Annotated in this window: 21 protein-coding genes, 1 tRNA gene and 1 pseudogene; 10 read left to right on the top strand and 13 right to left on the bottom strand. The window is 63.4% G+C overall.

Annotated features, from left to right (window positions below; translation table 11 throughout):
- Positions 1–70 precede the first annotated feature (70 nt).
- On the top strand, positions 71–1690 hold the full coding sequence (locus ACVIGB_RS13225) for an ABC transporter substrate-binding protein (protein WP_456722356.1): 1620 nt from the start codon (positions 71–73) through the stop codon (positions 1688–1690).
- Between the two features lie 84 nt (positions 1691–1774).
- Here the strand turns inward: ACVIGB_RS13225 and ACVIGB_RS13220 are convergent, their stop codons facing one another.
- Complete coding sequence (locus ACVIGB_RS13220) at positions 1775–2089, bottom strand: hypothetical protein (RefSeq protein WP_456722357.1); 315 nt, start codon at positions 2087–2089, stop codon at positions 1775–1777.
- 281 nt (positions 2090–2370) lie between these two features.
- Here ACVIGB_RS13220 and ACVIGB_RS13215 point away from each other — a divergent pair, with 281 nt between their 5' ends.
- On the top strand, positions 2371–2658 hold the full coding sequence (locus tag ACVIGB_RS13215; protein WP_456722358.1) for a PilZ domain-containing protein: 288 nt from the start codon (positions 2371–2373) through the stop codon (positions 2656–2658).
- A gap of 194 nt (positions 2659–2852) precedes the next feature.
- Positions 2853–4775: a phospholipase D-like domain-containing protein gene (locus ACVIGB_RS13210; protein WP_456722359.1), complete on the top strand. Its 1923-nt coding sequence runs from the start codon at positions 2853–2855 to the stop codon at positions 4773–4775.
- Positions 4776–4793: 18 nt separating this feature from the next.
- Here the strand turns inward: ACVIGB_RS13210 and ACVIGB_RS13205 are convergent.
- Positions 4794–4880, bottom strand: a tRNA-Leu gene (locus tag ACVIGB_RS13205).
- Between the two features lie 186 nt (positions 4881–5066).
- Entirely contained in the window at positions 5067–5513 is a 447-nt protein-coding gene (locus tag ACVIGB_RS13200; RefSeq protein ID WP_456722360.1) for a MarR family winged helix-turn-helix transcriptional regulator, read from the bottom strand.
- A gap of 147 nt (positions 5514–5660) precedes the next feature.
- Here ACVIGB_RS13200 and ACVIGB_RS13195 point away from each other — a divergent pair, with 147 nt between their 5' ends.
- Complete coding sequence (locus ACVIGB_RS13195) at positions 5661–6443, top strand: alpha/beta hydrolase (RefSeq protein WP_456722361.1); 783 nt, start codon at positions 5661–5663, stop codon at positions 6441–6443.
- Between the two features lie 91 nt (positions 6444–6534).
- Here the strand turns inward: ACVIGB_RS13195 and ACVIGB_RS13190 are convergent, their stop codons facing one another.
- Genes ACVIGB_RS13190 through ACVIGB_RS13175 form a run of 4 tightly spaced genes read right to left on the bottom strand, consistent with a single transcriptional unit; the run spans position 6535 to position 10152 of the window.
- Positions 6535–7557 carry a quinone oxidoreductase family protein gene (locus ACVIGB_RS13190; RefSeq protein WP_456722362.1) on the bottom strand — a complete coding sequence of 341 codons (1023 nt, stop codon included), beginning with the start codon at positions 7555–7557 and terminating at the stop codon, positions 6535–6537.
- A 9-nt stretch (positions 7558–7566) separates the two neighbouring features.
- Positions 7567–8475, bottom strand: coding sequence for a 3-keto-5-aminohexanoate cleavage protein (locus ACVIGB_RS13185; protein WP_456722363.1), 909 nt, complete (start codon positions 8473–8475; stop codon positions 7567–7569).
- 10 nt (positions 8476–8485) lie between these two features.
- Positions 8486–9241 (bottom strand): SDR family NAD(P)-dependent oxidoreductase, encoded by a 756-nt coding sequence (locus tag ACVIGB_RS13180; RefSeq protein WP_456722364.1) that lies wholly within the window; start codon positions 9239–9241, stop codon positions 8486–8488.
- A gap of 8 nt (positions 9242–9249) precedes the next feature.
- Positions 9250–10152 (bottom strand): dioxygenase family protein, encoded by a 903-nt coding sequence (locus ACVIGB_RS13175; protein ID WP_456722365.1) that lies wholly within the window; start codon positions 10150–10152, stop codon positions 9250–9252.
- Between the two features lie 125 nt (positions 10153–10277).
- Here ACVIGB_RS13175 and ACVIGB_RS13170 point away from each other — a divergent pair, with 125 nt between their 5' ends.
- Both ACVIGB_RS13170 and ACVIGB_RS13165 read left to right on the top strand, forming a co-directional pair.
- Complete coding sequence (locus ACVIGB_RS13170) at positions 10278–11291, top strand: LacI family DNA-binding transcriptional regulator (RefSeq protein ID WP_456722366.1); 1014 nt, start codon at positions 10278–10280, stop codon at positions 11289–11291.
- A 301-nt stretch (positions 11292–11592) separates the two neighbouring features.
- Positions 11593–12027 (top strand): twin-arginine translocation pathway signal, encoded by a 435-nt coding sequence (locus ACVIGB_RS13165; protein WP_456722367.1) that lies wholly within the window; start codon positions 11593–11595, stop codon positions 12025–12027.
- A 51-nt stretch (positions 12028–12078) separates the two neighbouring features.
- On the opposite strand, the gene ACVIGB_RS13160 is transcribed toward ACVIGB_RS13165, so the two are convergent.
- A complete protein-coding gene (locus ACVIGB_RS13160) occupies positions 12079–13281 on the bottom strand; it encodes an FAD-dependent monooxygenase (RefSeq protein WP_456722368.1) in 1203 nt (400 codons plus the stop codon).
- 7 nt (positions 13282–13288) lie between these two features.
- A complete protein-coding gene (locus ACVIGB_RS13155) occupies positions 13289–13534 on the bottom strand; it encodes a zinc-finger domain-containing protein (protein ID WP_092115185.1) in 246 nt (81 codons plus the stop codon).
- Between the two features lie 249 nt (positions 13535–13783).
- Between ACVIGB_RS13155 and ACVIGB_RS13150 the strand changes: the two genes are divergently transcribed.
- Both ACVIGB_RS13150 and ACVIGB_RS13145 read left to right on the top strand, forming a co-directional pair.
- Positions 13784–14917, top strand: coding sequence for a hypothetical protein (locus ACVIGB_RS13150; protein ID WP_456722369.1), 1134 nt, complete (start codon positions 13784–13786; stop codon positions 14915–14917).
- Positions 14918–14993: 76 nt separating this feature from the next.
- On the top strand, positions 14994–15746 hold the full coding sequence (locus tag ACVIGB_RS13145; protein ID WP_456722370.1) for an alpha/beta fold hydrolase: 753 nt from the start codon (positions 14994–14996) through the stop codon (positions 15744–15746).
- A gap of 15 nt (positions 15747–15761) precedes the next feature.
- Here ACVIGB_RS13145 and ACVIGB_RS13140 read toward each other — a convergent pair.
- Positions 15762–17093, bottom strand: a pseudogene (locus tag ACVIGB_RS13140) (hypothetical protein); the annotation flags it as partial.
- Positions 17094–17335: 242 nt separating this feature from the next.
- Between ACVIGB_RS13140 and cysE the strand changes: the two are divergent.
- A complete protein-coding gene (gene cysE, locus ACVIGB_RS13135) occupies positions 17336–18163 on the top strand; it encodes a serine O-acetyltransferase (RefSeq protein WP_092115182.1) in 828 nt (275 codons plus the stop codon).
- Positions 18164–18301: 138 nt separating this feature from the next.
- The gene (locus ACVIGB_RS13130; RefSeq protein WP_050406403.1) at positions 18302–18520 is read left to right on the top strand and encodes a DUF3126 family protein; all 219 of its coding nucleotides are present in this window, start codon (positions 18302–18304) and stop codon (positions 18518–18520) included.
- A gap of 145 nt (positions 18521–18665) precedes the next feature.
- Here ACVIGB_RS13130 and ACVIGB_RS13125 read toward each other — a convergent pair whose 3' ends face one another.
- The 3 genes from ACVIGB_RS13125 to ACVIGB_RS13115 all read right to left on the bottom strand — a co-directional run bounded on the left by ACVIGB_RS13125 (position 18666) and on the right by ACVIGB_RS13115 (position 21221).
- A complete protein-coding gene (locus tag ACVIGB_RS13125) occupies positions 18666–19412 on the bottom strand; it encodes a TSUP family transporter (protein WP_456722371.1) in 747 nt (248 codons plus the stop codon).
- Positions 19413–19527: 115 nt separating this feature from the next.
- A complete protein-coding gene (locus tag ACVIGB_RS13120; protein WP_456722372.1) occupies positions 19528–20190 on the bottom strand; it encodes a family 16 glycoside hydrolase in 663 nt (220 codons plus the stop codon).
- 74 nt (positions 20191–20264) lie between these two features.
- Positions 20265–21221 carry a Fe-Mn family superoxide dismutase gene (locus ACVIGB_RS13115; protein WP_456722373.1) on the bottom strand — a complete coding sequence of 319 codons (957 nt, stop codon included), beginning with the start codon at positions 21219–21221 and terminating at the stop codon, positions 20265–20267.
- Positions 21222–21233 lie beyond the last annotated feature (12 nt).

The raw sequence follows: 21233 nt of genomic DNA, 5'->3' as shown, positions 1-21233 counted from the left end.
CGCCTAAATAACGAACCGCATGCATAACGAATAAGCCGGCTTTGACCAGTTACACGTCAGGAGAAATTGCATGTTCCCTATCTCGCGTTGGAAGCACCGCACGCTAGCGGCTGCGTTGACGGCGCTCGCGCTGTCGTTCGCGCCGCAGGAATTGTCCTTTGCGCCGGAGGCCATGGCCGCGGGCAAGACCATCACCGCGGTGATGCACTCGGATCTGCGCGTCATCGATCCGATCCTGACCACGGCCTATATCACGCGAGACCATGGCTACATGGTCTACGACACGCTGGTCGCGACCGACTCCAACTTCAAGATCCAGCCGCAGATGGCGGACTGGAAGGTGTCCGACGACAAGCTCACTTACACGTTCACGCTGCGCGATGGCTTGAAGTGGCACGATGGAACGCCGGTGACCGCGGAAGACTGCGTCGCTTCGCTGAAGCGCTGGGCCAAGGTCGACGGCATGGGCCAGAAGCTGATGGACTTCACGGCGAGCTTAGAGGCCACCGATGCGAAGACGATCACGCTGAAGCTGAAGGAGCCCTACGGCCTGGTGCTGGATTCGATCGGCAAGCCGTCGTCGCGCGTCGCCTTCATGATGCCGAAGCGGCTGGCCGAAACGCCTCCGGACAAGCCGATCCCGGAGCAGATCGGCTCGGGTCCGTTCAAGTTCGTCCAGGCCGAATTCCAGCCGGGCGTGAAGGCGGTCTATGTCAAGAACAATGACTACGTGCCGCGCAAGGAGCCGGCGAGCTGGACCGCGGGCGGCAAGGTCGTGAAGGTTGACCGCGTCGAGTGGGTCACGATGGCCGACGCGCAGACTGCGATGAACGCGCTGCAGTCCGGCGACATCGATTTCCTGGAGAACCCGTCGTTCGACACGTTGTCGATCCTGGAAGGCGACAAGGACCTGAAGGTCGAGACGCTGAACAAGTTCGGCTTCCAGACGCTCGGCCGCATGAACTTCCTCTATCCGCCGTTCGACAACATCAAGGTTCGCCAGGCGGCGCTGATGGCGATCAACCAGAAGCAGGTGCTCGACGCGCTGGTCGGCAATCCGAAGTACTACAAGACCTGCGTCTCCTTCTTCATCTGCGACACGCCGTTCGCGTCCGAAGTCGGCGGCGAGACCTTGTTGAAGGGCGGCGACATGGCGGCCGCCAAGAAGGCGCTTGCCGAGTCGGGCTATGATGGCACGCCCGTCGTCATCATGGCGCCGGGCGACGTCACCACGCTCAAGGCGCAGCCGGTTGTTGTCGCCCAGCAACTGCGCGACGCCGGCTTCAAAGTCGACCTGCAGGCCACCGACTGGCAGACCGTGGTGACTCGCCGCGCCAGCCAGAAGGCGCCGAAGGATGGCGGCTGGAACATGTTCTTCACCAACTGGGTCAGTGCCGACGTCTCCAACCCGATCGCCAACCTCTCGATTGGCGGCCAGGGCAAGAATGGCGGATGGTTCGGCTGGGCCGACGATCCGAAGATCGAACAGCTGAAGGACGCCTTCGTTCGCGCGCCGTCGCTCGACGAGCAGAAGAAGATCGCGGCCGATATCCAGAAGGAAGCCTACGAGCAGGTTATCTACATTCCTCTCGGTCAGTATCAGGGTCCGAGCGCCTGGCGGAAGTCGCTGTCCGGTGTGCTCGATGGTCCGGCAACGCCGATCTTCTGGAATATCGACAAGTCCGAGTAAGCTTGCGGCTTGATGCAACACAAACGGCCGGGACTTGTCCCGGCCGTTTTCGTTTCGCGCAGCCGTTCCGCGACGGCGGCTAATCTAGTGGCCCGATTTCGCGTTGCTGGTGCTCGACAGGTTCGAGAGCTGGGTCTGTCCGACACCGGCGCCGTTCATCCAGGCCATCGCTCCCGCGGCAAACGCCAACAATCCGTAAAGCACGATCGCGCTGCGAATCCAGCGCCGGTAGATCGCGCGCTCGTCGGGCGTCGCATCAAGGAATTTCTGTGCGTTGAGCCCGTTGCTGCAATGAGCCGCGTCGTCGCCGTGCTCGACGACGGAAGCGCCATGATCGGGCGCGGTATTGCCGACAATCTGATTGCGACCGGCAATCCGATTGCGATCAGCAATCGTCATCGCCTATCTCCAACTCATTGATCTCGAAATCTGAGGGCCGCGAAATGTGCGGCCGGAATTTCCAATGCGACGACACTACACCACGTGGCGATCGCGGCATGTGAACCCTGCCACACCCGCAAAACACGATGAGGTGATGCAAGCATCGTGACGCCGCGGCTGCCTGCTCAAGTCGTGGGCGGGCGCGTGGCATACCAATTTGGATAGCGGCGGCTTTAAGGTTCCCGTCAGTATTGCATCGTAGTCTGACCGCCGACTTGTGTACCTACCGCGACGGGCCCATGGCCGACGACCATAGCAGGCCCGCACCGGCCAGCGCGCAACAGCCAATGCCGACCGAGAAGCGCCGTGCCGGCGCGCGCCGCCGCGTGCTCAAGTCGGGAGCGATCGAGTTCGGCAATGAAGTGATCGCCTGTACGGTCCGAAATGTCTCGCCTCAGGGCGCCTGCATCGAGGTCAACTCGCCGCTGTGGTTTCCCGACCGCTTCACCCTCGGCGTCGACGGCCAGCGGTGGCCGTGCCGCATCGTATGGAAGAAGCAGAAGCGGCTGGGACTGGCGTTCGATTAGGGCTCGATGCCCGGCGCGCCGCGTCGCGCCGATTTGCACGAACAGTTGTCGTCTATTTCACAAACTACCCAAGGTTACCGGGGTATTGTCCGACGGGCCGATATCGGTGCCGCTCCAGGATGCACGCTCTCACCGTGCAAGGTGGCGTCCATTGTTTCGCTCCTGCGGATTCACCCAGCCTCGGGGAAATTGTGATGACCATCAATGTCAAGGCCTACGCGAACGCCGATGATATCCTGATCGCCTGGCAGCCGGACATCTGGTCGAACGACTGGGTCGGTTTCCAGCTTGAGCGGCGCAACAACATCACGCAACAGACGACCGTGCTGTCCAACCGCATTCCGCCGAAGCCCGGCGAGAAACCGGTCGCGGACGCCGGCATCTCCTCGACGCAATCGCCGTTCCGGCGCTGCATCTGGACCGATCACAGCGTCGTCGACACCGACAACGTCTCGTACCGCGTCACCGCGATGAAGGGCGGCGCGAACGGGACGTTCACGCCCGATGCCGCCACGGTGACGGCCTGGACGACGCCGACTGTTGCTTCGGGCGATGCGGGCGGCGGCTTGTCGGCTTATTTCAACCGCGGCACCCTGATGTCGCAGATCGTCAGCCGCTTCGTGCAGGGCGATACGTCCGACGACGCGCTGCGCAATTTCGTCAAGGGCCTGTCCGACCCGGCCAACCAGGCGCGGCGCTACCTTTCAGGCGACGCCCTGCACGAGATCCTGGCCTTTCTGCACGATGCCGATCTCCGCGGCAGCCAGATCCATGCCGCCATCTACGAGATGAATGACGAGGAGCTGGTCGGCGCACTGAAGCCGTTCGGCAGCCGCGGCAACGTCCTGCTCGGCAATGGCAGTGCGACCAAGCCGAACATCGCGGGCGAGCTCAGTGGCGCCGGCCTGACGGTCAAGCATCGCGATCTGTCGAATGCGGGCAGGTCGTCGCCGAGCGTCCACAACAAGTTCGTGGTCGAGAGCGACGCGCATGGCAACGCGATCCGCGTGCTGACCGGCAGCACCAACTGGACCACCACCGGGCTGTGCACGCAGCTCAACAACGTGCTGATCATCGAGAATGCGGTGATCGCCAAGCGCTACCTCGATCAGTGGGGCAAGCTGGTCGCCGCGGGCAATGCCATGCCGCCCGCGCTGAAGACGTCGAATTCCAGTCCGACCAGCGACAGCAACATTTCGGTCTATTTCGCCGCGACCAACGGCGAAGCCGAGTTCAAGCCGGTACTGGACCTGATCAAGAACGCCAAGGACGGCGCGCTCTTCCTGATGTTCATGCCGGGTCAATCGCCGCTGCTGGATGCGCTGTTGGTCCGCGCACAGCAGAACGACATCTATGTCCGCGGCGTGGTGTCGACCATGATGGCCAGCAAGAACGGCGACATCGTTTCGGTCGGCGGGGAGGTCGTCAAATCGGGCGCGCCGCAGCAATCCTTCCATGACGACGTCCAGCTGCCGCATGGCGTGAGCGCGACCAACGAACCCTCGTGGGCCGACGTCGAATTCAGCGTCCAGCAGATCCGCAACGCGGGGATGATTGCGATCGTTCACTCCAAGACCATCGTGATCGATCCGTTCTCCGACAATTGCGCCGTCATCACCGGATCGCACAATTTCTCGGTTGCCGCCTCGGAGAAGAATGACGAGAATCTCGTGATCATCCGCGGCAACAAGCAGCTTGCCCAGGCCTATGCGCTGCACATCAACGGCGTCTACGACCACTACTCCTGGCGCGGTTATCTCGGCAGCGGCGGCAATCCGGATCAGATCTATTCGTTCGACGGCTGGAAGCCGGGCGGCGGCAAGGAGCAGGAGCTGGATTTCTGGATGGAGGAGCCGATGCCGCCGCGCCCGACGCGTAGTGGCGGCAGCGCGGCGCAACAGCCCAGTGTGGCTAGCGGGGCGTCGGCGAAGACAGCCGTCAAGAAGACCCCCAAGAAAGCCCCGCAGAAAGCCCCGAAGAAATCGGCCAAGAAAGCCGCCAAGACGTCAGCCAAGAAATCGGCGAAGAAGGCGAAGGCCAGCAAGCCGGCAAAGGCAAAGAAAGCCAAGGCCAGGGCGACGAAGGCCAAGGCAAAGAAGGCGAAGGCCAAGAAGTAAGAGTGGTGCGCAACAGACTGGTGCGGGCGGTGGGACTCGAACCCACATGACGTTGCCGTCGAGGGATTTTAAGTCCCTTGCGTCTACCAGTTCCGCCACGTCCGCATCTTGACTTTATTGAGTTTTCGCAATTTAGACCGAGAGACTTTCCAATATCCCTCGGCGGTTTTCCAAATCTGGTTTCGTTCTGTTCCGGACAAAACCCCGGCGGGCGCATCTTCTAGCTCTTCGTCGTCAGCCGGGCAAACGCCGGGATAACGTATCGCAGGACTGAACGGCGCGGTTTGTCCGTTAGCCCGTTCCTGAATTCGTCAACGCGTTGCGAAGCGCCTGGACGCGCTTGTTGAGTGAGATGAGTTCGTCGACCGTCAGGCCGGACCGCTCCAGCAAGGTGTCGGTCAGACAGCCGGTGCGCGATTGCATCGCCTTGCCGCTGTCGGTCAGGTGAACTCCGACCTGCCGTTCATCCTCCACACTGCGCCGGCGCACGACGAAGCCGGCGCTTTCGAGCCGCTTGACCAGCGGCGTGATGGTGCTGGGTTCGAGGGCGAGCCGGTCGGCGATTGCCGAAATCATCTGCCCGTCCTTTTCCCAGAGCACGCTGAGAACGAGGTATTGCGGATAGGTGATGCCGAGGCCGTCGAGCAGGGGCTTGTAGGCACGGTTGATCGCAATGGTCGTCCCGTAAAGTGAGAAGCAAAGCTGGCTATCCAGCGGAATTGGTCCCGGATTTGGCATGGGAGGGGCCCTTTCGATGTGGTTTGCTCAACATACCACAAAAATAATTATCGCGATAAAAAATATCTGGACAAGCAAATCCAGTGCGGCTATACGATGATTATCGCGATAAAGATTATCGCGAAATAAACATCCAGGAGAACTTCAATGTCTGTTGTCACCAAATTGCTCGCCGCCGCAGCGTCGCTGGGCCTCGCCATCGCGACGATCCCCGCCGCCCACGCCCAGTCCGCCCCGGTCAAGTCGATCGTCCTCGTCCATGGCGGTTTCGTCGACGGTTCGGGATGGGAAGGCGTCTACAAGATCCTGAAGAAGGACGGCTACAAGGTCAGCGTCGTCCAGAACCCGACCACCTCGCTGGCGGACGACGTCGCCGTCACCAAGCGCGCCATCGCCGCCGCCGACGGCAATGTCATTCTGGTCGGTCATTCCTATGGTGGCGTCGTCGTCACCGAAGCGGGCACCGATCCGAAGGTCGCGGGGCTGGTCTACATCACGGCGTTCGCGCCCGACCAGGGTGAATCGGTCGGCAAGCTGATCGCCAATCCTCCTCCCGGCGCGCCGGTGCCGCCGATCCTGCCGCCGAAGGACGGCTTCCTGTCGCTCGATCACGCGAAGTTCGCCGCCGCCTTCGCAGCCGATGTGAAGCCCGATGTCGCAGCATTCATGGCTGACTCCCAGGTGCCGTGGGGTGTCGCTGCCTTGAATGGCGAGGTGTCCGTGCCGGCCTGGAAGAGCAAGCCGAGCTGGTACCTGGTGGCAACCAACGACAAGATGATCCCGGTCGACGCGCAGCGGATGATGGCCAAGCGCGCCGGTGCCAAGACCGTCGATCAGGCCGGCAGCCACGCCGTGTATGTCTCGAAGCCGGAGGCAGTGGCAAAGGTCATCGAGCAGGCCGCCAAGGGCGTCAGCGACAAGCAAAAGTAACGCGGCCGTCCGTGACCGAGCTCCCCGATCGCGCCCGCGGTCGGGGAGCTTGCGCAAGCGGGCGCCTCGCCGAAGCGAACGACATTCATGATCAGGCTCCCGGTCGCAGTACGACACGGTTGCGCGATGATCCGATCACGGCGGTGTAGGCCGCCTTCGTCTCAGCAAGCGGGTAGATCGAGGACGGGATGATCGGATAGGGGCGCAGGAAGCCGCCGGCGAACCCTGGTAGCACGCTGCGCAGCAGCTCTGCACTTTCGATCGTGGAAAACGCAAGCGTGTCGACGCCGACATACGTGTGCCGTCCGCGATAGAATTCCAGGATGTTGAATTTGACCGTCTGGTTGGTCGTGGCAATCAGGATCTGCCGCCCGGCCTTTGCAAGCGAATGATGCGCATCGTCGAAATAGGGGTCACCGACCGTGTTGAAGACGATATCGGCTCCGTGGCCGTCGGTCAGTTCGCGCACACGTTCCGCGACGTCGGCCGTCGAGGAATTGATGATCTCGATCGGAACGTTGGCGTGGCCTTCGTAGGGTTCGTCCTTGCGCACCGCGCCGATCACCCTGGCGCCTTGCCAGGTCGCAAGCTGGACCGCAGCCTGCCCGACCTTGCCGTTGACGCCCATGATGAGGACATGTTCACCGGGTCTCGGCGCGCCGGCTCGCCGAAAGCCTTCGATGGCTGTCACGAACGGTACGCCGATCCCTGCAGCCTCATCCATTGAAATTCCGTCCGGCTTTTCGACCAGGGCCGCGGCCTCGACGACGACATGGCTGGCGTGCGTACCGTCGCGGCGGATTCCGAGGTCGCCCGACGAACCGAACACGGCTTTTCCGATCAATGCGTCCGGCCCTTCGACCACCCGTCCGGAAAAATCACGGCCCGGGGTTCTTGGGAAAACCGCATAGGGCATCAATCCCGTGGCGGCCTTGACGTCCGACGGGTTGACGCCCGCAGCTTCGATCGCAACCACGACTTCGTGCGGTTGCCGCGTGAGCGAATGTTTCTCGATGGACGGCGCGATCGCCGCCGCATCGGCGGCCTTGGCATTGAGCCGCACGCAGGTCGCCTCGACGACGACATCGGTCCCCGATCCGGTGATGGCATTCATAGCTCGCTCCTAAGCCTTGATTGTCTTCGTGGGCGAGGGCAGGCCGACGATCCGCCGGCTGTCCTCGATCGTCGCGACGGCGCCTCCGAGATCCTCGACGATGCGGCGCGCCTTTGTGACCATTTCCGCGTTGGAGGTCGCGAGCTGGCCGCGGGTGAGATAGACCGCATCTTCCAGGCCGATCCGCACGTGACCGCCCGCAAGATAAGATTGTGCAACCGTCGTGAATGCGGCCTTGCCGATGCCGACCGCGGTGAATTCCGCGTCCGACGGCAGCAGGCCGCGCGCGTACAATACGGTTTCCGGGGCAGGCTGAAAGCCGTAACGAACGCCCATCACGAAGGAACACAGGACTGGCCCTTGCAGGGAGCCGTCGGCCAAGAGATCGCGCATCAAGGCGATATCGCCGGAATCGAACAGTTCGATCTCCGGTTTGACGCCGGCGTCCGCGATCACTTTCGCCATCCGGCGAACGTTCGCCGGCGTATTGATCACGACCTCGCCTCCGGAGTTCATGGTGTTGAGATCGAGCGTGCAGATGTCCGGTCGCAGCACGGCGATGTGCTCGACCCGCTTCTCCGGCGCCATCAGGGTCGTGCCCTCGGCGGCCACCTTCGGATCGTCCTTGGATGGAACAAAGCGTCCGCCCGGTCCGGTCGTGATGTTGAGGATTAGCGCGGGATTGCGCGCGCGAATGCGCTCGACGACGTCGACATAGTGGTCGAGCAGCATCGAGGGACGGCCGGTAAGCGGGTCCCGAACGTGGATGTGGACGATGGCGGCGCCCGCATCGGCGGCGTAGAGACAGGCGTCAGCGATCTGCGCCGGCGTGATGGGAAGATGAGGGGTCTGCTCGGGCGTCGTCAGGTTGCCGGTTACGGCGCAGGTGATGATGACCTTTTCGCGGGGGGATCGCATGGAGGCTCCTTCAGAGCGAGCGGCCGCCGTCGACCACGAAAGTCGTTCCGGTAGCGAAGCCGAGTTGGGTTGCACAGGCGAGAATGGCCGAGGCGATGTCCTCTGCAGTCGCGATCCGCTTCAGCGGTGTCGTCGTCGCGGTCTTGGCGTTGAAGTCCGCGCCGCGCCCCGGAACGAAGCCGGTGTCGACCACGCCGGGTGCGACCGCGAGCACCCGCACCTCGGGGGCCAGCACGCGGGCGAGCGATTTCGTCATCACGTCGATGCCGGCCTTGACGGCGCAATAGGCGATCGAGGACCCGATCCCGTTGGTGCCCGCGATCGATGATATCGAAACGACGAGGCCGTCACCGGATGCCTTCAGCAGCGGAGCGAAGGTGCGGATCGCCGCAAACTGTCCGCGCCAGTTGACCGCGAACATCCGGTCAATCAGGTCGTCGTCCAGCGCGTCGAGATCGGCGTGAGGCACCGACTTGGTAAAGCCGGCGGCGTTGACGAGAATGTCGAGCCGGCCGAAGCGCCGCTCGATCTCGGCGCGCAGTGCCGTCAGGGTTGCCGTCTGCGCGACGTCGGCGATCAACGCGGCGTGGCCGTCTCCAGGCAAGGATTGCACCACGGTTGCCGCGGCGGCGGTCTCGTCCGGAACATCGCGGTGGCTGATTGCGATGCGGGCGCCGAGTTCGGCGAAGCGCTTGGCGGACACGGCCCCGATGCTGCCGGCGCCGCCTACGACGAGCACGACCTTGTCCTTCATGGATTGATTCATCGTCAGCCTCACTTGATCGGTGGCTTGGGGAGGATCGCTTCACCGTTTTCCATGGTGAAGCGATAGTTCAGCGTGTACCAGGGAGCGCGGACCCCGGGCGCCGGTGGATCGCCGTCGTCATGCCGGCGATAATCGCCGACCAGCGCGCGCGTCACCCCGAACACCACGTCGCTGTCCAGGTGCTCATCGTGGTCGACGAAGACCTGCGTGATCAGCGTCTTGTAGCCGGGCTTGAAGCCCAGGAAGTGGATGTGTGCCGGCCGGTAGGGATGCCTGTTCTGGGCGCGCAGCATGTCGCCAACCGGGCCGTCGGTCGGCACGGGATAGCCGGCGGGCTTGACCGATCTGAATGAGAACCGACCCGCTGCGTCGGTGGTGAACTTGCCGCGCAGGTTCATGTCTGCCTGTGTTTCGTCCTGGTTCTCGTAGAGGCCGACCGGTGAGGATTGCCAGACGTCGACCTCGACATTGGCGAGGGGCTTGCCCGCGATGTCGACGACCTCGCACGCGACGAAGAGTTCGGGGCCGGGTGTCGCAGAACGAACGATCGATGCCCCATTCTCCGTTCGGGGAGAATTGGCCCGCCAGAACGGGCCCAGCAATGCTGCCGCGGTTTCGGTCGCACCGGCGTTGCCGTTGTTCAGCAGGCAGACCAGCGTCGAGAAGCCGGTCGCATCCGCGAAGAGGATGCCCTCGTTGTGGCTGTCGTGGGTGGCCTGTCCGATCCGGTTCAGGAAATCGATGCCGAGATCGTATTCCGCCTCGCTGAGTTTCACCTCGCGGGCGAAGGCATGGAGGTGCCTGACGAAGGCTTCCATCACTGTTCGGAGCCGCGCATTGTCGGTCGACGCCATCGCCCGCAACACGCTCGGCGTCACGTCCTCGAGCTTTTCGATAATGCCGTGAGCCATCGGTGCGCTCCCAATTTGGTTGCTCAGATTGCAATCGTTTGCATGAGATATTGCAATCGATTGCAATGAGTCAAGGGAAGCGCTATGCTCATTTCGCAAACGAGCTAAGCAGCAGGAATCGCTGGGTGAATCGAGCCGTCACGACAATCAAGCAGATCGCGGACGCCGTTGGCGTTCACCCCTCGACGGTGTCGCGGGCCCTCGATCCCAAGAAACGGCATTTGGTCGCGGACGACGTCGCCAGGAGGATCTCCGTCCAGGCGGAGGCGCTAGGCTACCAACCGAACCGGCTGGCGGCCAATCTGCGACTGGGGCGATCCGATCTCGTCGGTGTGCTGCTGCCCGACATCACCAATCCGGTGTTCGCTCCGATCCTTGGCGGCATTACGGAGGTTCTCTCTGCGGAAGGCTACGCACCGATCGTCGCGGACGCCGGGAATGTATCGTCGCAGCAGATCTCCTTTGTCGAGCGATTGCTCAGCCAGCGGGTCGATGGTCTGATCCTGGCGACGGTTTCGCAGGATGACGAACTCGTCGGTTTCTGTATCCGGCGCGGCGTTCCCGTGATTCTGGTCAACCGATCCGAAGCGCGCGATCGCGTCTCTTCAGTCGTCTCGGACGACGAAATGGGAATGCGTCTCGCCGTCGATCATCTCGTCGATATCGGACACCGCCGCATTGCGCATATCGCAGGGCCGCTGTCGACATCAACCGGCGCGCTGCGGCGTGATGGCTTCGAGCGCGCGATGGCGCGGCACGGATTGACCGGGGTCGTACGCGAAGCCGCGGGGTATACGCGCGAAGGCGGCGCGCTGGCGGCGACGTATCTCGTCGGCGGGCCGCATCAGGTGACTGCGATCGTTGCCGCCAACGACCTGCTGGCGATCGGTGCCCTGGACGCCCTGCAGAAACGGCACCTGCGGTGCCCGGAGGATGTCTCGCTCGTCGGTCACAACGACATGCCACTCGTGGATGTCGTCTCGCCGCCCCTCACCACCGTGCGCATCGAGCACCGCGAGATGGGGCGGATCGCTGCCAGAATGCTGATCGAAATGCTCCAGAGCAAGTCGGCCGAGATCCGGCACGTCGTACTTCCTCCTGAATTGGTCGTCAGGAAATCCACGCAACCGGCAGCCTAGACATGCGCACGTCTTCAACGCGGTCGTACGCTTGTGTCCGGTCCGCGACCTCCATCCTGGGATGCTTGATCAAGCTACTGTCGCAAGGGGGCGGTGCCTGGTATCCATCTTGGCGTAGCCCCGCGCTCCGCTATCCGCTGCTACCAGGCGCGCTTTCAAAGGCTTAACCTGCGGCTTGCAATTCCATTTGCTTCAGCGGCCGAGCATTGGGATAAGCGGCGCGCCGCCGCGATTGAGCCTCAATCCGGACACCGGCGGCTGCTTTAGGCAATCTCAACACTGTCGGACTTAAGAAAGCTGAATGTCTGTTCGTCCCTCACGCCGCCCAAATCTGTCGCGCGCGGCAGCCATCGTTGCGCTGCTCGCCTCGGCTGCGGGCGTTTCCGGTTGCGCGCAGATCGGTGACAGCGTGCCGTCGGCATTCGCCGATCCCGCCAAATACGATTTGTATGATTGCAAGCAGCTCGAGACCGAGCGCAAGAATCTCGCGTCTCGCGCGACGGATCAGGAAAAGTTGATGGCCAAGGCGGAGACCGGCGTCGGCGGTACCGTGGTCTCCGAGATGGTCTATCGCAACGAGCTGATCTCGATCCACGCCCAGCAGAGGCTTGCGGATCAGGCCTGGCGCGCCAACAAGTGCCATGAGAGCCCGCCGGACACGCCGGCGGCGGCCGCACCCGCGGCGCCTGCGCCGGGGGCAAACGGCCCGCGCGCGCCGCGAGGCCTCGTTCGCTAAGTCAACGTTTCCGGACGAACCGGTTGCTGTGTGCGCATAGGCGCGCTCGGCTCAGGCGCGCCAGTCGTAGATCCAGTCCTGCCGCGCCAGCATGCGCTGCGGACCGATGGCGCGGATCGCAAGATCGCGCGCGATCGCCAAGGGTCCGCTCAAATGATAGATGCGGCCCTGCTGCCGCGCCATGCGCTGCACCTTCAGCACGCGGCCGCGCCGCATCTCGGCGTAGCGCTTCAACGCGGCGGGAATGCCTGCGGTGTTTTCGCCGGTGCAGTCGGCCAGGGCCTTGGCGAGCACGGCCGCATCCTCGATCGCCATGCCGGCGCCTTGCGCGGCAAACGGCAGCATCGCATGCGCGGCGTCGCCGAGCAGTGTCACCGCCCCTTCGCTCCAGCGGCCGATGTCGGGCAGGGTGAACAGCGCCCATTTGCGCCAACCATCGACCGCGCCGATCAGCATCCGCGCCGTGGCGGGCCAGCGCGCGGTAGCGAACGCGCCCTTGATCTCGTTGATGTCACCCGGCGCGCTCCAGCCTGGCCGGTTCCAGGTGCCGGACACGATCGCAACGACGTTGACCTGGCGGCCGGCCGAGATCGGATAGGCCACGAGATGCGCGTCCGGTCCCATCCACAGCTGCACGCGCGGCGCGGTGTATTCACGCGGCAGGGCGGTCGCGTCCAGCGTGCCGCGCCAGGCGATCAGGCCGGAGAATTGCGGTTGTACATCCGGAAACAAATGTCCGCGGACCGACGACCAGATGCCATCCGCGCCGATCAGCGCAACGGCCAATTCCTCTTGCCGTGCGTTGCCGCGGCGCTGCACCACCGTCAGCCCCTTGGCGTGCTTGGTCACGTCCTCGAACTGGCAGCCGAGCCGCAGATCGATATCGGGATGCTCGTTGACGGCGGCCTGCAACGCGGCCTGCAGATCGGCGCGGTGGATCACCCAATAGGGGGCACCGGCGCGGAACTCGGCGGCCCGGCCGAGCGGCATCCGCGCGATTTCGCCACCGGCCCGCGCGCTCAGGATATTGACGGATTCCGGCGTGACTGCGCGCCGCGCCAGCGGTTCCTTGAGTCCGAGCTCGACCAGGATGCGGCTGGCATTGGGAGAGAGCTGGATGCCGGCGCCGGCTTCCTCGAGCCGCTCGGCCTTTTCCAGCACGACGACGCGAAAACCCTGTGCCGCCAGGGCCAGCGACGCCGTCAGTCCTCCGATCCCAGCGCCGGCAACGATGACGGTTCGCGTCAGCGCCACGGAGCGGTCAGGCGACCTTGTCTTTCAGCACGCATTCCGGCGGCCGGGCTTCGCCGGCAGCGAGGTCGGACGCGAAGCGATAGAGCGTCGAGCAGTACGGGCAGATGATCTCGCTGTCGTTGCCGAGGTCGAGGAACACGTGCGGATGGTCGAACGGAGGGTTGGCGCCCACGCACATGAACTCCTGCGACCCGATCTCGATCACCGAGACACCGGCATCGTTATGGAAGTGCGGGACGACGTGGTCGGACATATTCTCACCTTGGTGGCAACGATGGGCAGACGCAATCAACAGCATGCGGCATCGCGAAATGCCGCGCACCATACTGGCGGGAACAGTTGATTCCTAGAGCCCCGATGGCTCATTTGCTCATGCAAATTCGACACAATCTTGTCGTCCCAGAGAAGCCCTTCTTTGGTCGGAGCCGTTGTGTCGCAAAAACGGCACACTATTTCCAAGGCCAACTGAACAAGGCGAATTAAACTAGAGGTTTTCAGCGGAATGAACGGGGTGCGCCTCAGTTTTGCGGTGGCCGGCCTGGTAGCGAGCGCTGCCGTGGGCGCGGCCATTTGGCCGCACGCCCGGGACGCCGGCACGGTGCTGTCAGCGCGGAACGATCCGGCTGCGCTCGCCGATCTCAGGCTCAATTCCGTCCTGCGCAACAACCCGGCGTTGATATCGGACAATATCGAGGCGGCACTCGCCTCCGGAGATGCCGATCTTGCGACCAGCTTTGTCGCGCTCGCAAGCGAGAAGAACATCGCGCTCAGTGATGAACTCACAAAGCGCGTCGACGACGCGCGCGCCGAGCAATCGTCCACCACGCATTTCGCCAAGGGATTTGCCACCGGCCTCGTGACCGGCAATGCCGACGATGTCGCAAGCCTGTCCGGCACCGTCGCGGGCGATCTGTTCGTGTTCGGTGACGTCAGGGACGTCGTGCGCGAGGGCAAGCATCTCGTGATGGGCGAGGATACCGACCGACTGGTGCTTGGCCTTGCGGCCGCCGGGCTCGCCGTGACCGCGGCCACCTATGTGTCGGTCGGCGGCGCCGCGCCGTTGCGCGCCGGACTGACGCTGGTCAAGGATACGCGCAAGGCCGGACGGCTGAGCGAGGGGATGATCGAATGGGCCGGGCGCTCGACCCGCGAGGTGGTCGATCAGCCGGCGCTGCGTGAGGCAGTCGCGTCCGGCTCGGTGCTGCGGCCGGCGGAAACTGCAACCGCGATCCGCGCGGCATTCCGCGCCGAGAAGGCCGGCGCGCTGGTGCGCGTCGCCAAGGACGTCGGACGCATCGGCGAGGCGGCCGGGGTTCGTGCCGCGCGGGACACGCTGAAGGTCGCGGAGAACCCGCAGGAGATCGCGCGCGCGGCCCGCATCGCGGACGTGAAGGGCGGCCAGACCCGCGCGATCATCAAGCTGCTCGGCCGCGGCGCGCTGCTGCTCGCGGCCGGCACATTCAATCTCACCATGTGGCTGTTCGGCGCGCTGCTTGCGCTGTTCGGCTTCCTGTCGTCGATCAAGGCCACCACCGAGCGAGCCACGGCGTGGTGGCTCAGACGAAGCAAGGCGCTGCGCCTGAAGCGGCAGATGACCGCGCAGGCCGCGCTGGCGAGTATACCCGTCCAAGGCTAGGTTTCACGCTAAGCTTGCGGTCGCCGGTCGATCGCAAATCCCAAATCCAAAATCCCAAGAAAAAACGGAATCGAAGATGCCGAGTTTCCACCACGGCGATGTTGAGATTGCCTATATCGACGAAGGCGCGGGCGAGCCGATCGTGCTCGTGCACGGCTTTGCGTCGAGCAAGAACGTCAACTGGATCTATCCGACCTGGGTGTCGGAGCTCGTCAAGGCTGGCCGTCGCGTCATCGCGCTCGACAATCGCGGCCACGGTGAATCCGCCAAGCTCTACGATGCCGCGCAGTACGAGATCGCGACCATGGCAAGCGACGTGATCGCGCTGATGGATCATCTCGGAATCGCGCGCGCCGACATCATGGGCTATTCGCTGGGCTCGCGGATGACGGCGATCCTGGCGCGTGAGAATTCCGATCGGGTGCGTTCGGCGATCCTCGGCGGCATCGGCATCGGGCTGATCGAGGGCGGCGGTCCCGGCGAGGCCGTTGCGCTGGCGCTGGAGGCGCGGTCGCTCGACGATGTCACCGATCCGGTCGGCCGCACCTTCCGCGCCTTCGCCGATCAGACCCGCTCCGACCGCCGCGCGCTCGCCGCCTGCCTGCGCGGCTCGCGCCGCCTGATGACGCGCGAGGAGGCCGCCGGGATCCGCGTGCCGGTCCTGATCGCGGTCGGCAGCAAGGACGAGATCGCAGGCTCGGCGTCAGCGCTCGGCCGGATCATTCCGGGTTCGCAGGTGCTCGACATTCCGAACCGCGACCACATGCGGGCGGTCGGTGACAAGGTCTACAAGACCGGCGTCATCGACTTCCTGTCGCGGCGAAAATAGCTCATCGGCATCGTTCTCGGCATCGTCCTTGGCGAAGGCGCGCGTCGCCGCGATCAGCACCACGAAGGTCGCAACCCACACCATGCGCGCGCCATAGCGGTCATGGGGCCCCGAGATCACGCCACAGACGGCGGCATTGCCGAGCAGAGCGAGCGTCACCGTGCCCGCCAGCAGCGTCAAATCGTCGAGCCGCCGCTGCCACAGTCCACGGCCGAACAGGATCGCGACCAGGAGCATCGAGGCCAGCGCGACCGGCACGTGGATGCGATTGATCGCGGTGAAGTCGAGGGCCCATTGTTGTTGCCGCGCGGCGCGCATCGGCGCGACCTGCTTGGGAATATAACGCTCGATGATGCCGTAGGTGTGCGGGATCCAGCCCGAGGAGCCTTCGCCGGTCGCCCCATCCATCAGCTGGTCGGCGGTTGCCGCCAGCGCCGCCTTGGCCTGCCATCCCGGATATTCGGCGAGCGAGCGCACCACGATGTGGCCCATCTCGTCATTCAGTCCCTGAAAGCGGCCGAGCGTGTTGAACATGCTGTGACCCCACAGGAAGTCGTCGGCGGTCGGCGGCAACTGGTCGCGATAGGGGCACAGCTTCAGGTTCTCCCTGGCGCAATGATCGCGCAGATATTGCGCGACGATGCCATCCTGCAGCATGCGGCCGAAGGCGACGCCATAGCCGCCGGGTGTCCAGGCAAGCTGACCCGACAGCGCGAAGTTGGCCGCCAGCAGCATCACGGCGGCGGTGACGATGGTCAGGCTGCCCTGCACGAGCCCCGCGACCGGGACGCGGCGGCCGAGCCACGGACGCAGCATCCAGCCGACGCAGCACAGGCCGAGCAGCACCGCGAGCGTCGCGCTGTGCGTGGCAGCGGAAAACGCTGTGAATCCGAACAGCACCGCCTTCTCGAGCGTCGAAATCCTGTCGCCGTGCAGGACGAGGATAAAGAGCGCGAGCACCGAGAGGCCGGCAAAGATGTCGGTCAGCAGCATGCTGGCGAGCCAAGGCAGGGCGGTGGTTGCGATCAGCGCGAGGCTGATCGCGATCAGCCGGACCGGCCGGGCGAGCTCGAGCATGCGCAGGGTCAGTTGCAGGATCCACAGCGTCGCCAGGGTCTGGATGCCGAGGTTGAGCCAGAAGCCCGATGTCTCGCCGACATGCAGGTAGATGCCGAACACCGTCGACCGGCTCGGCACCAGGTAGCCCTCGTACCAGCGCGCCAGATAGCCGCCGGTATCCCATTGGAGCAGCGGATAGCCGTTCCAGAAGGCAGGCGCGAGCAGGAGGAGGGGAATGGCAATGGTGGCGATCCAGACCGACCGTGCATCGGTCAGGCGCCCACGCAACGTCCGGGTATTGATGGTATTTCCCCCTTTTATTGGGGCCGACCATGCCCAAAACCACACTCGGGACGAAATCCGCCAATAGTTGCAGAAGCGCGGCTTGATTTCGGCAAAATCCCGACCAATTCCCCTAGACATCGGCCCGGGGGCGTTCGGCTGGGGTTTACCGTACCGAGCCCTCCCGGGACGCGCTGGGGTCACCGTGCTATAACGCACATCAGAACAACCGAATTGCGAGAGCAGCTATGGCAGTTCATCAGGTCAATCCGCAGGGGGCGAAGCTCGCGGCACTCGATCCGATCTGGGATCGAATCCGCGGCGAGGCGGAAGACATCCTGCGCCGCGAGCCGGAGCTCGCATCCTTCATCTATGCGACCGTGTTGCATCATGAGCGCCTGGAAGATTCCGTGGTCCATCGCATTGCCGATCGGCTCGACCACGCCGCGCTGTCGGGCGACCTGATCCGCCAGACCTATGGTGAGGCATTGCGCGATGAGCCCGATATCGGCAACGCCTTCCGCGCCGATCTCGTCGCCGTCTATGACCGCGATCCCGCGACCTCGCGCTTCATCGATCCCTTGCTCTACTTCAAGGGCTTCCACGCGCTGCAGACCCATCGTCTCGCGCACTGGCTCTATCAGAAGGGCCGCAAGGATTTTGCCTTCTACCTGCAGAGCCGCTCGTCGGCGGTGTTCCAGACCGACATCAATCCGGCGGCCAGGATCGGCCGCGGCATCTTCCTCGATCACGCCACCGGTTTCGTCTGCGGCGAGACCGCGGTCATCGACGACGATGTCTCGATCCTGCATGGCGTCACGCTCGGCGGCACCGGCAAGGAGAACGAGGATCGCCATCCGAAGATCCGCCACGGCGTGCTGATCGGCGCCGGCGCCAAGATCCTCGGCAATATCGAGATCGGTCATTGCGCGCGGATCGCGGCGGGCTCCGTCGTGGTCAAGCCCGTGCCGCACAACGTCACGGTCGCGGGCGTGCCGGCGAAAATCGTCGGCGAGGCCGGCTGTGCCGAGCCGTCGCGCACCATGGACCAGATGCTGAACGCGATCGGGCTTTGATTTCACTCGCTTTCTGATCGGTACCGCGCTTTCGCGTGTGCGCAACATCACGTCGCCAAAGCCTGAAAAGGCTCTGGCGATCTTTGCCGTCTCGTCCTAAAACTCCCCCGAAAATCATCGACCCGATTGGAGACGGCTGTGGACGTTCAGGAAGTCAGGAAGCTCGACGCGTATCTCAAACGCGTGTTCAGCAATCCCAAGATCCGCGTGGTGCCGCGGCCCAAGAAGGACGACTCGGCCGAGGTTTATATCGGCGAGGAGTTCATCGGCGTGCTGTTCGTCGACGACGAGGACGATGATCGCTCGTTCCAGTTCCAGATGGCCATCCTGGAAGAAGATCTGGGCGAGCAGGGCTGAACTGCCTCGCCGCGACCAGCGCCGTCGTATGAGCGTCGGCGCTGGTGAGCATTCGCCTGCCGCGGCCGCTACGCGGGTCAATGAATCTGACAAGCTCGGGCTCCGCGCCGGCGACCAGACTGGCCGCGGGTCCAAGAAACGCGACTCAGGCGCCGCGTGAGACCATTGCTGGCACGATCAGCGACAGGCCGGCGAGCAGCAATAGTGTCAACACCACCTTGCGGAACATCTCGTCATCGATCTTTCCGTACAGCCTGAAGCCGCTCCAGAGGCCGGCGAGCAGAAATGGCAGACCCAGGCCGTACAATTTGACGGTTTCGGACGTGAAGGCGCCGGTGACGCCCATCGAAATCGAGATCACCACAAAGGCGGCGAACAGGACCGGCTGGAACACGGCGCGCTGCGTATCCTTCGTCCAGCCGCGCCATTGGCAGGAGATGGTTGAGACGACGCCACCAAGTCCGGTGAGTCCGCCGACCAGCCCGTTGACGAGGCCGATCGCAATGTCCGGCACGATCCCGATCTTCATCGGACTGAACGCCGGTCGCGCCAGACTGTAGATCGCGTAAGTTGCCAGCAGTGTACCGACACCAAATCTCAAATAGACGGGGCTGAGATGGGTGAGCAGGACCACGCCGGTCGGGATGCCAATCGTCGTGCCAAGCGACAACGGCCAGATGGCGTGCCAGTTCAGCGCCTGCCGCAATTTCAGGATGCCGTAACCCTGCGTGAGCAGGCCGTAGCCCGCGATCAGCGCCGCGGTCTGGATCGGCGTGATGATGTGCAGCCACACACCCGACACCACGAGGCCCATCGCAAACCCCGAAAAGCCGCTGACGAACCCGCCTGCAAGAGCGGCGAGAACAAAAAGAACGAGACCCACTCCATCCATCGGTCACTCCCCCAAAAGCGAGGTGACGCACACTTGGATGGAAATTCCATCTGATGGGGAGGATGCGGATCCCCGCGTTTGCTAATCGGCAGTTGCCAGCGCTTGGCCAACTCACCTATTTCGCTTCTCCGTAGGTGATTTGATCAAATAGCGTCACACTGTCGGCCTTGGTCCAAAGCCCGACCTTGCCCGCATCGCCGAATGTGGAATCCTCCACCTCAAACAATTGCTTGCCGTTGAAAGATACAACGAAGCGCGAGGCTTTGAAGTCGACACGCAGGGTGTGCCAGGTGTTGGACGGAACCTTGATATCGGTTCCATAGCCTCCCTTGCGGCCCACAATGTCGAGCGGGCTTCGAACGCCGTTCACAGTCTTGTAGAGGACGACATTGTCCTCAAGTGCGTTGGCGCGGGTCACGTAATAGTTGTTCGCGTCCTTCGCTCGCCAAACAATACCGGCGGCGCGGTCCTGGGATCCCGCGACAGCCTTGAACCTGACCTCGACAAAGCCGTCCTTGATGCTGGTGTCGTACTTCAACAGCAGCGGGTAGGTGGCCCGGCCAGATTGCTTGACCACCTTCGATTTCGACGGCGCCGTCTCATCGTTTTCGACCGTCCATCTCGAATCGCCCGATCCCGTGACGGTGGCAGTCCAGCCGTCGGGCGCCACACCGATCTGGGTACTCTCAAAACCGATTGCGTATCTTGACATGTCGTTCGCTCCCAAGAGAAGCAGTGTAGCTGCGGCGAGGGCGATGCGCTGTTGGGGATGGGGCATTTCCAGACTCCCGTCAGATCGAGAATTCCGGTGTGCGGATGTCGCCGTCAAAATGCGAACTGATCCGGCGCGGATCATTCGAAAAGCCGCACCGGACCCTTGATTGCCTTCCAGGCGTAATGCCCGCCCGCCATGTAGCGGGCATCAAACCCAGCCTTGCGCAGCGCTGAAGCCGTCTGACAGCCGATGTGGAAGCCATAGACACAGAACGTGACGACGGGTTCGGTTTTGGACAGGGTGCCGATCCAGTCATCCAGATGTTCCGGGTCGCGCCAAACGGCTCCGTCCATGATGTCCTGGGCTTTGGAGGAATAGTGCTTTGGTCGCGTATCGATAATCTGAACTGACGTTCCCGATTTCAGCATCTCTCTGACTTCCTCGACGGAAATCGACGGTACGTCACCAAATTCCTGTTGCTCGAGGGGCCGTGGTGGCACGACCTTGATGGCATCTTCGTATCGCAGCTTTACTGCGGACCAATCGATGTTGCGCATGAAGGCCGCGATGTACGCATTGGCGTTCGCGCCAAATTCCAGATGATACGCGTGTTCGTACATGTCCAGGGCGAGTATCGGGATGCCACCGGCGATGCTCTGATTGTGCTCCGATCCGATCTGATTGATGAGCCGCCCGGCGCGCGGTACATATGTCAGCAACACCCAGCCTGAGCCGCCGGCCAGCCCGTCGGCAATTCCGACAAACTCCTGACGCCATCGATCTACCGAACCGAAGTCTTTCGTGATGGCGCTCGCGAGGGTGTCGGGCAGGACGCGCCCGTCGCCACCGAGGCTCGCAAAATACAATTCGTGCAGAAGAGTCGAGTTGAGCGCGACGATCTCGTCGCGCTTCAGACGTGCAAGCGATTGGCCGGAGGTGTTGCCGAGGTCGAGTTGATCAATCTCCTCGGCGATTGCGTTCAAGCGACTCAAGGCCGCGCCATAGTTGTTTTCATAGTGACTTTCGATAAGCCGTGCGGAGATCCCGTTCAACGTCCAGGGACGACAGTAAAGTGGTGCTAGCTGGTAGCGCATTCTTGTTCTCCT

This window comes from Bradyrhizobium sp. USDA 4341 (assembly GCF_054063755.1).
The sequence above is the reverse complement of the archived record's forward strand: the minus strand, read 5'-3'. Positions and strand labels throughout refer to the sequence as shown.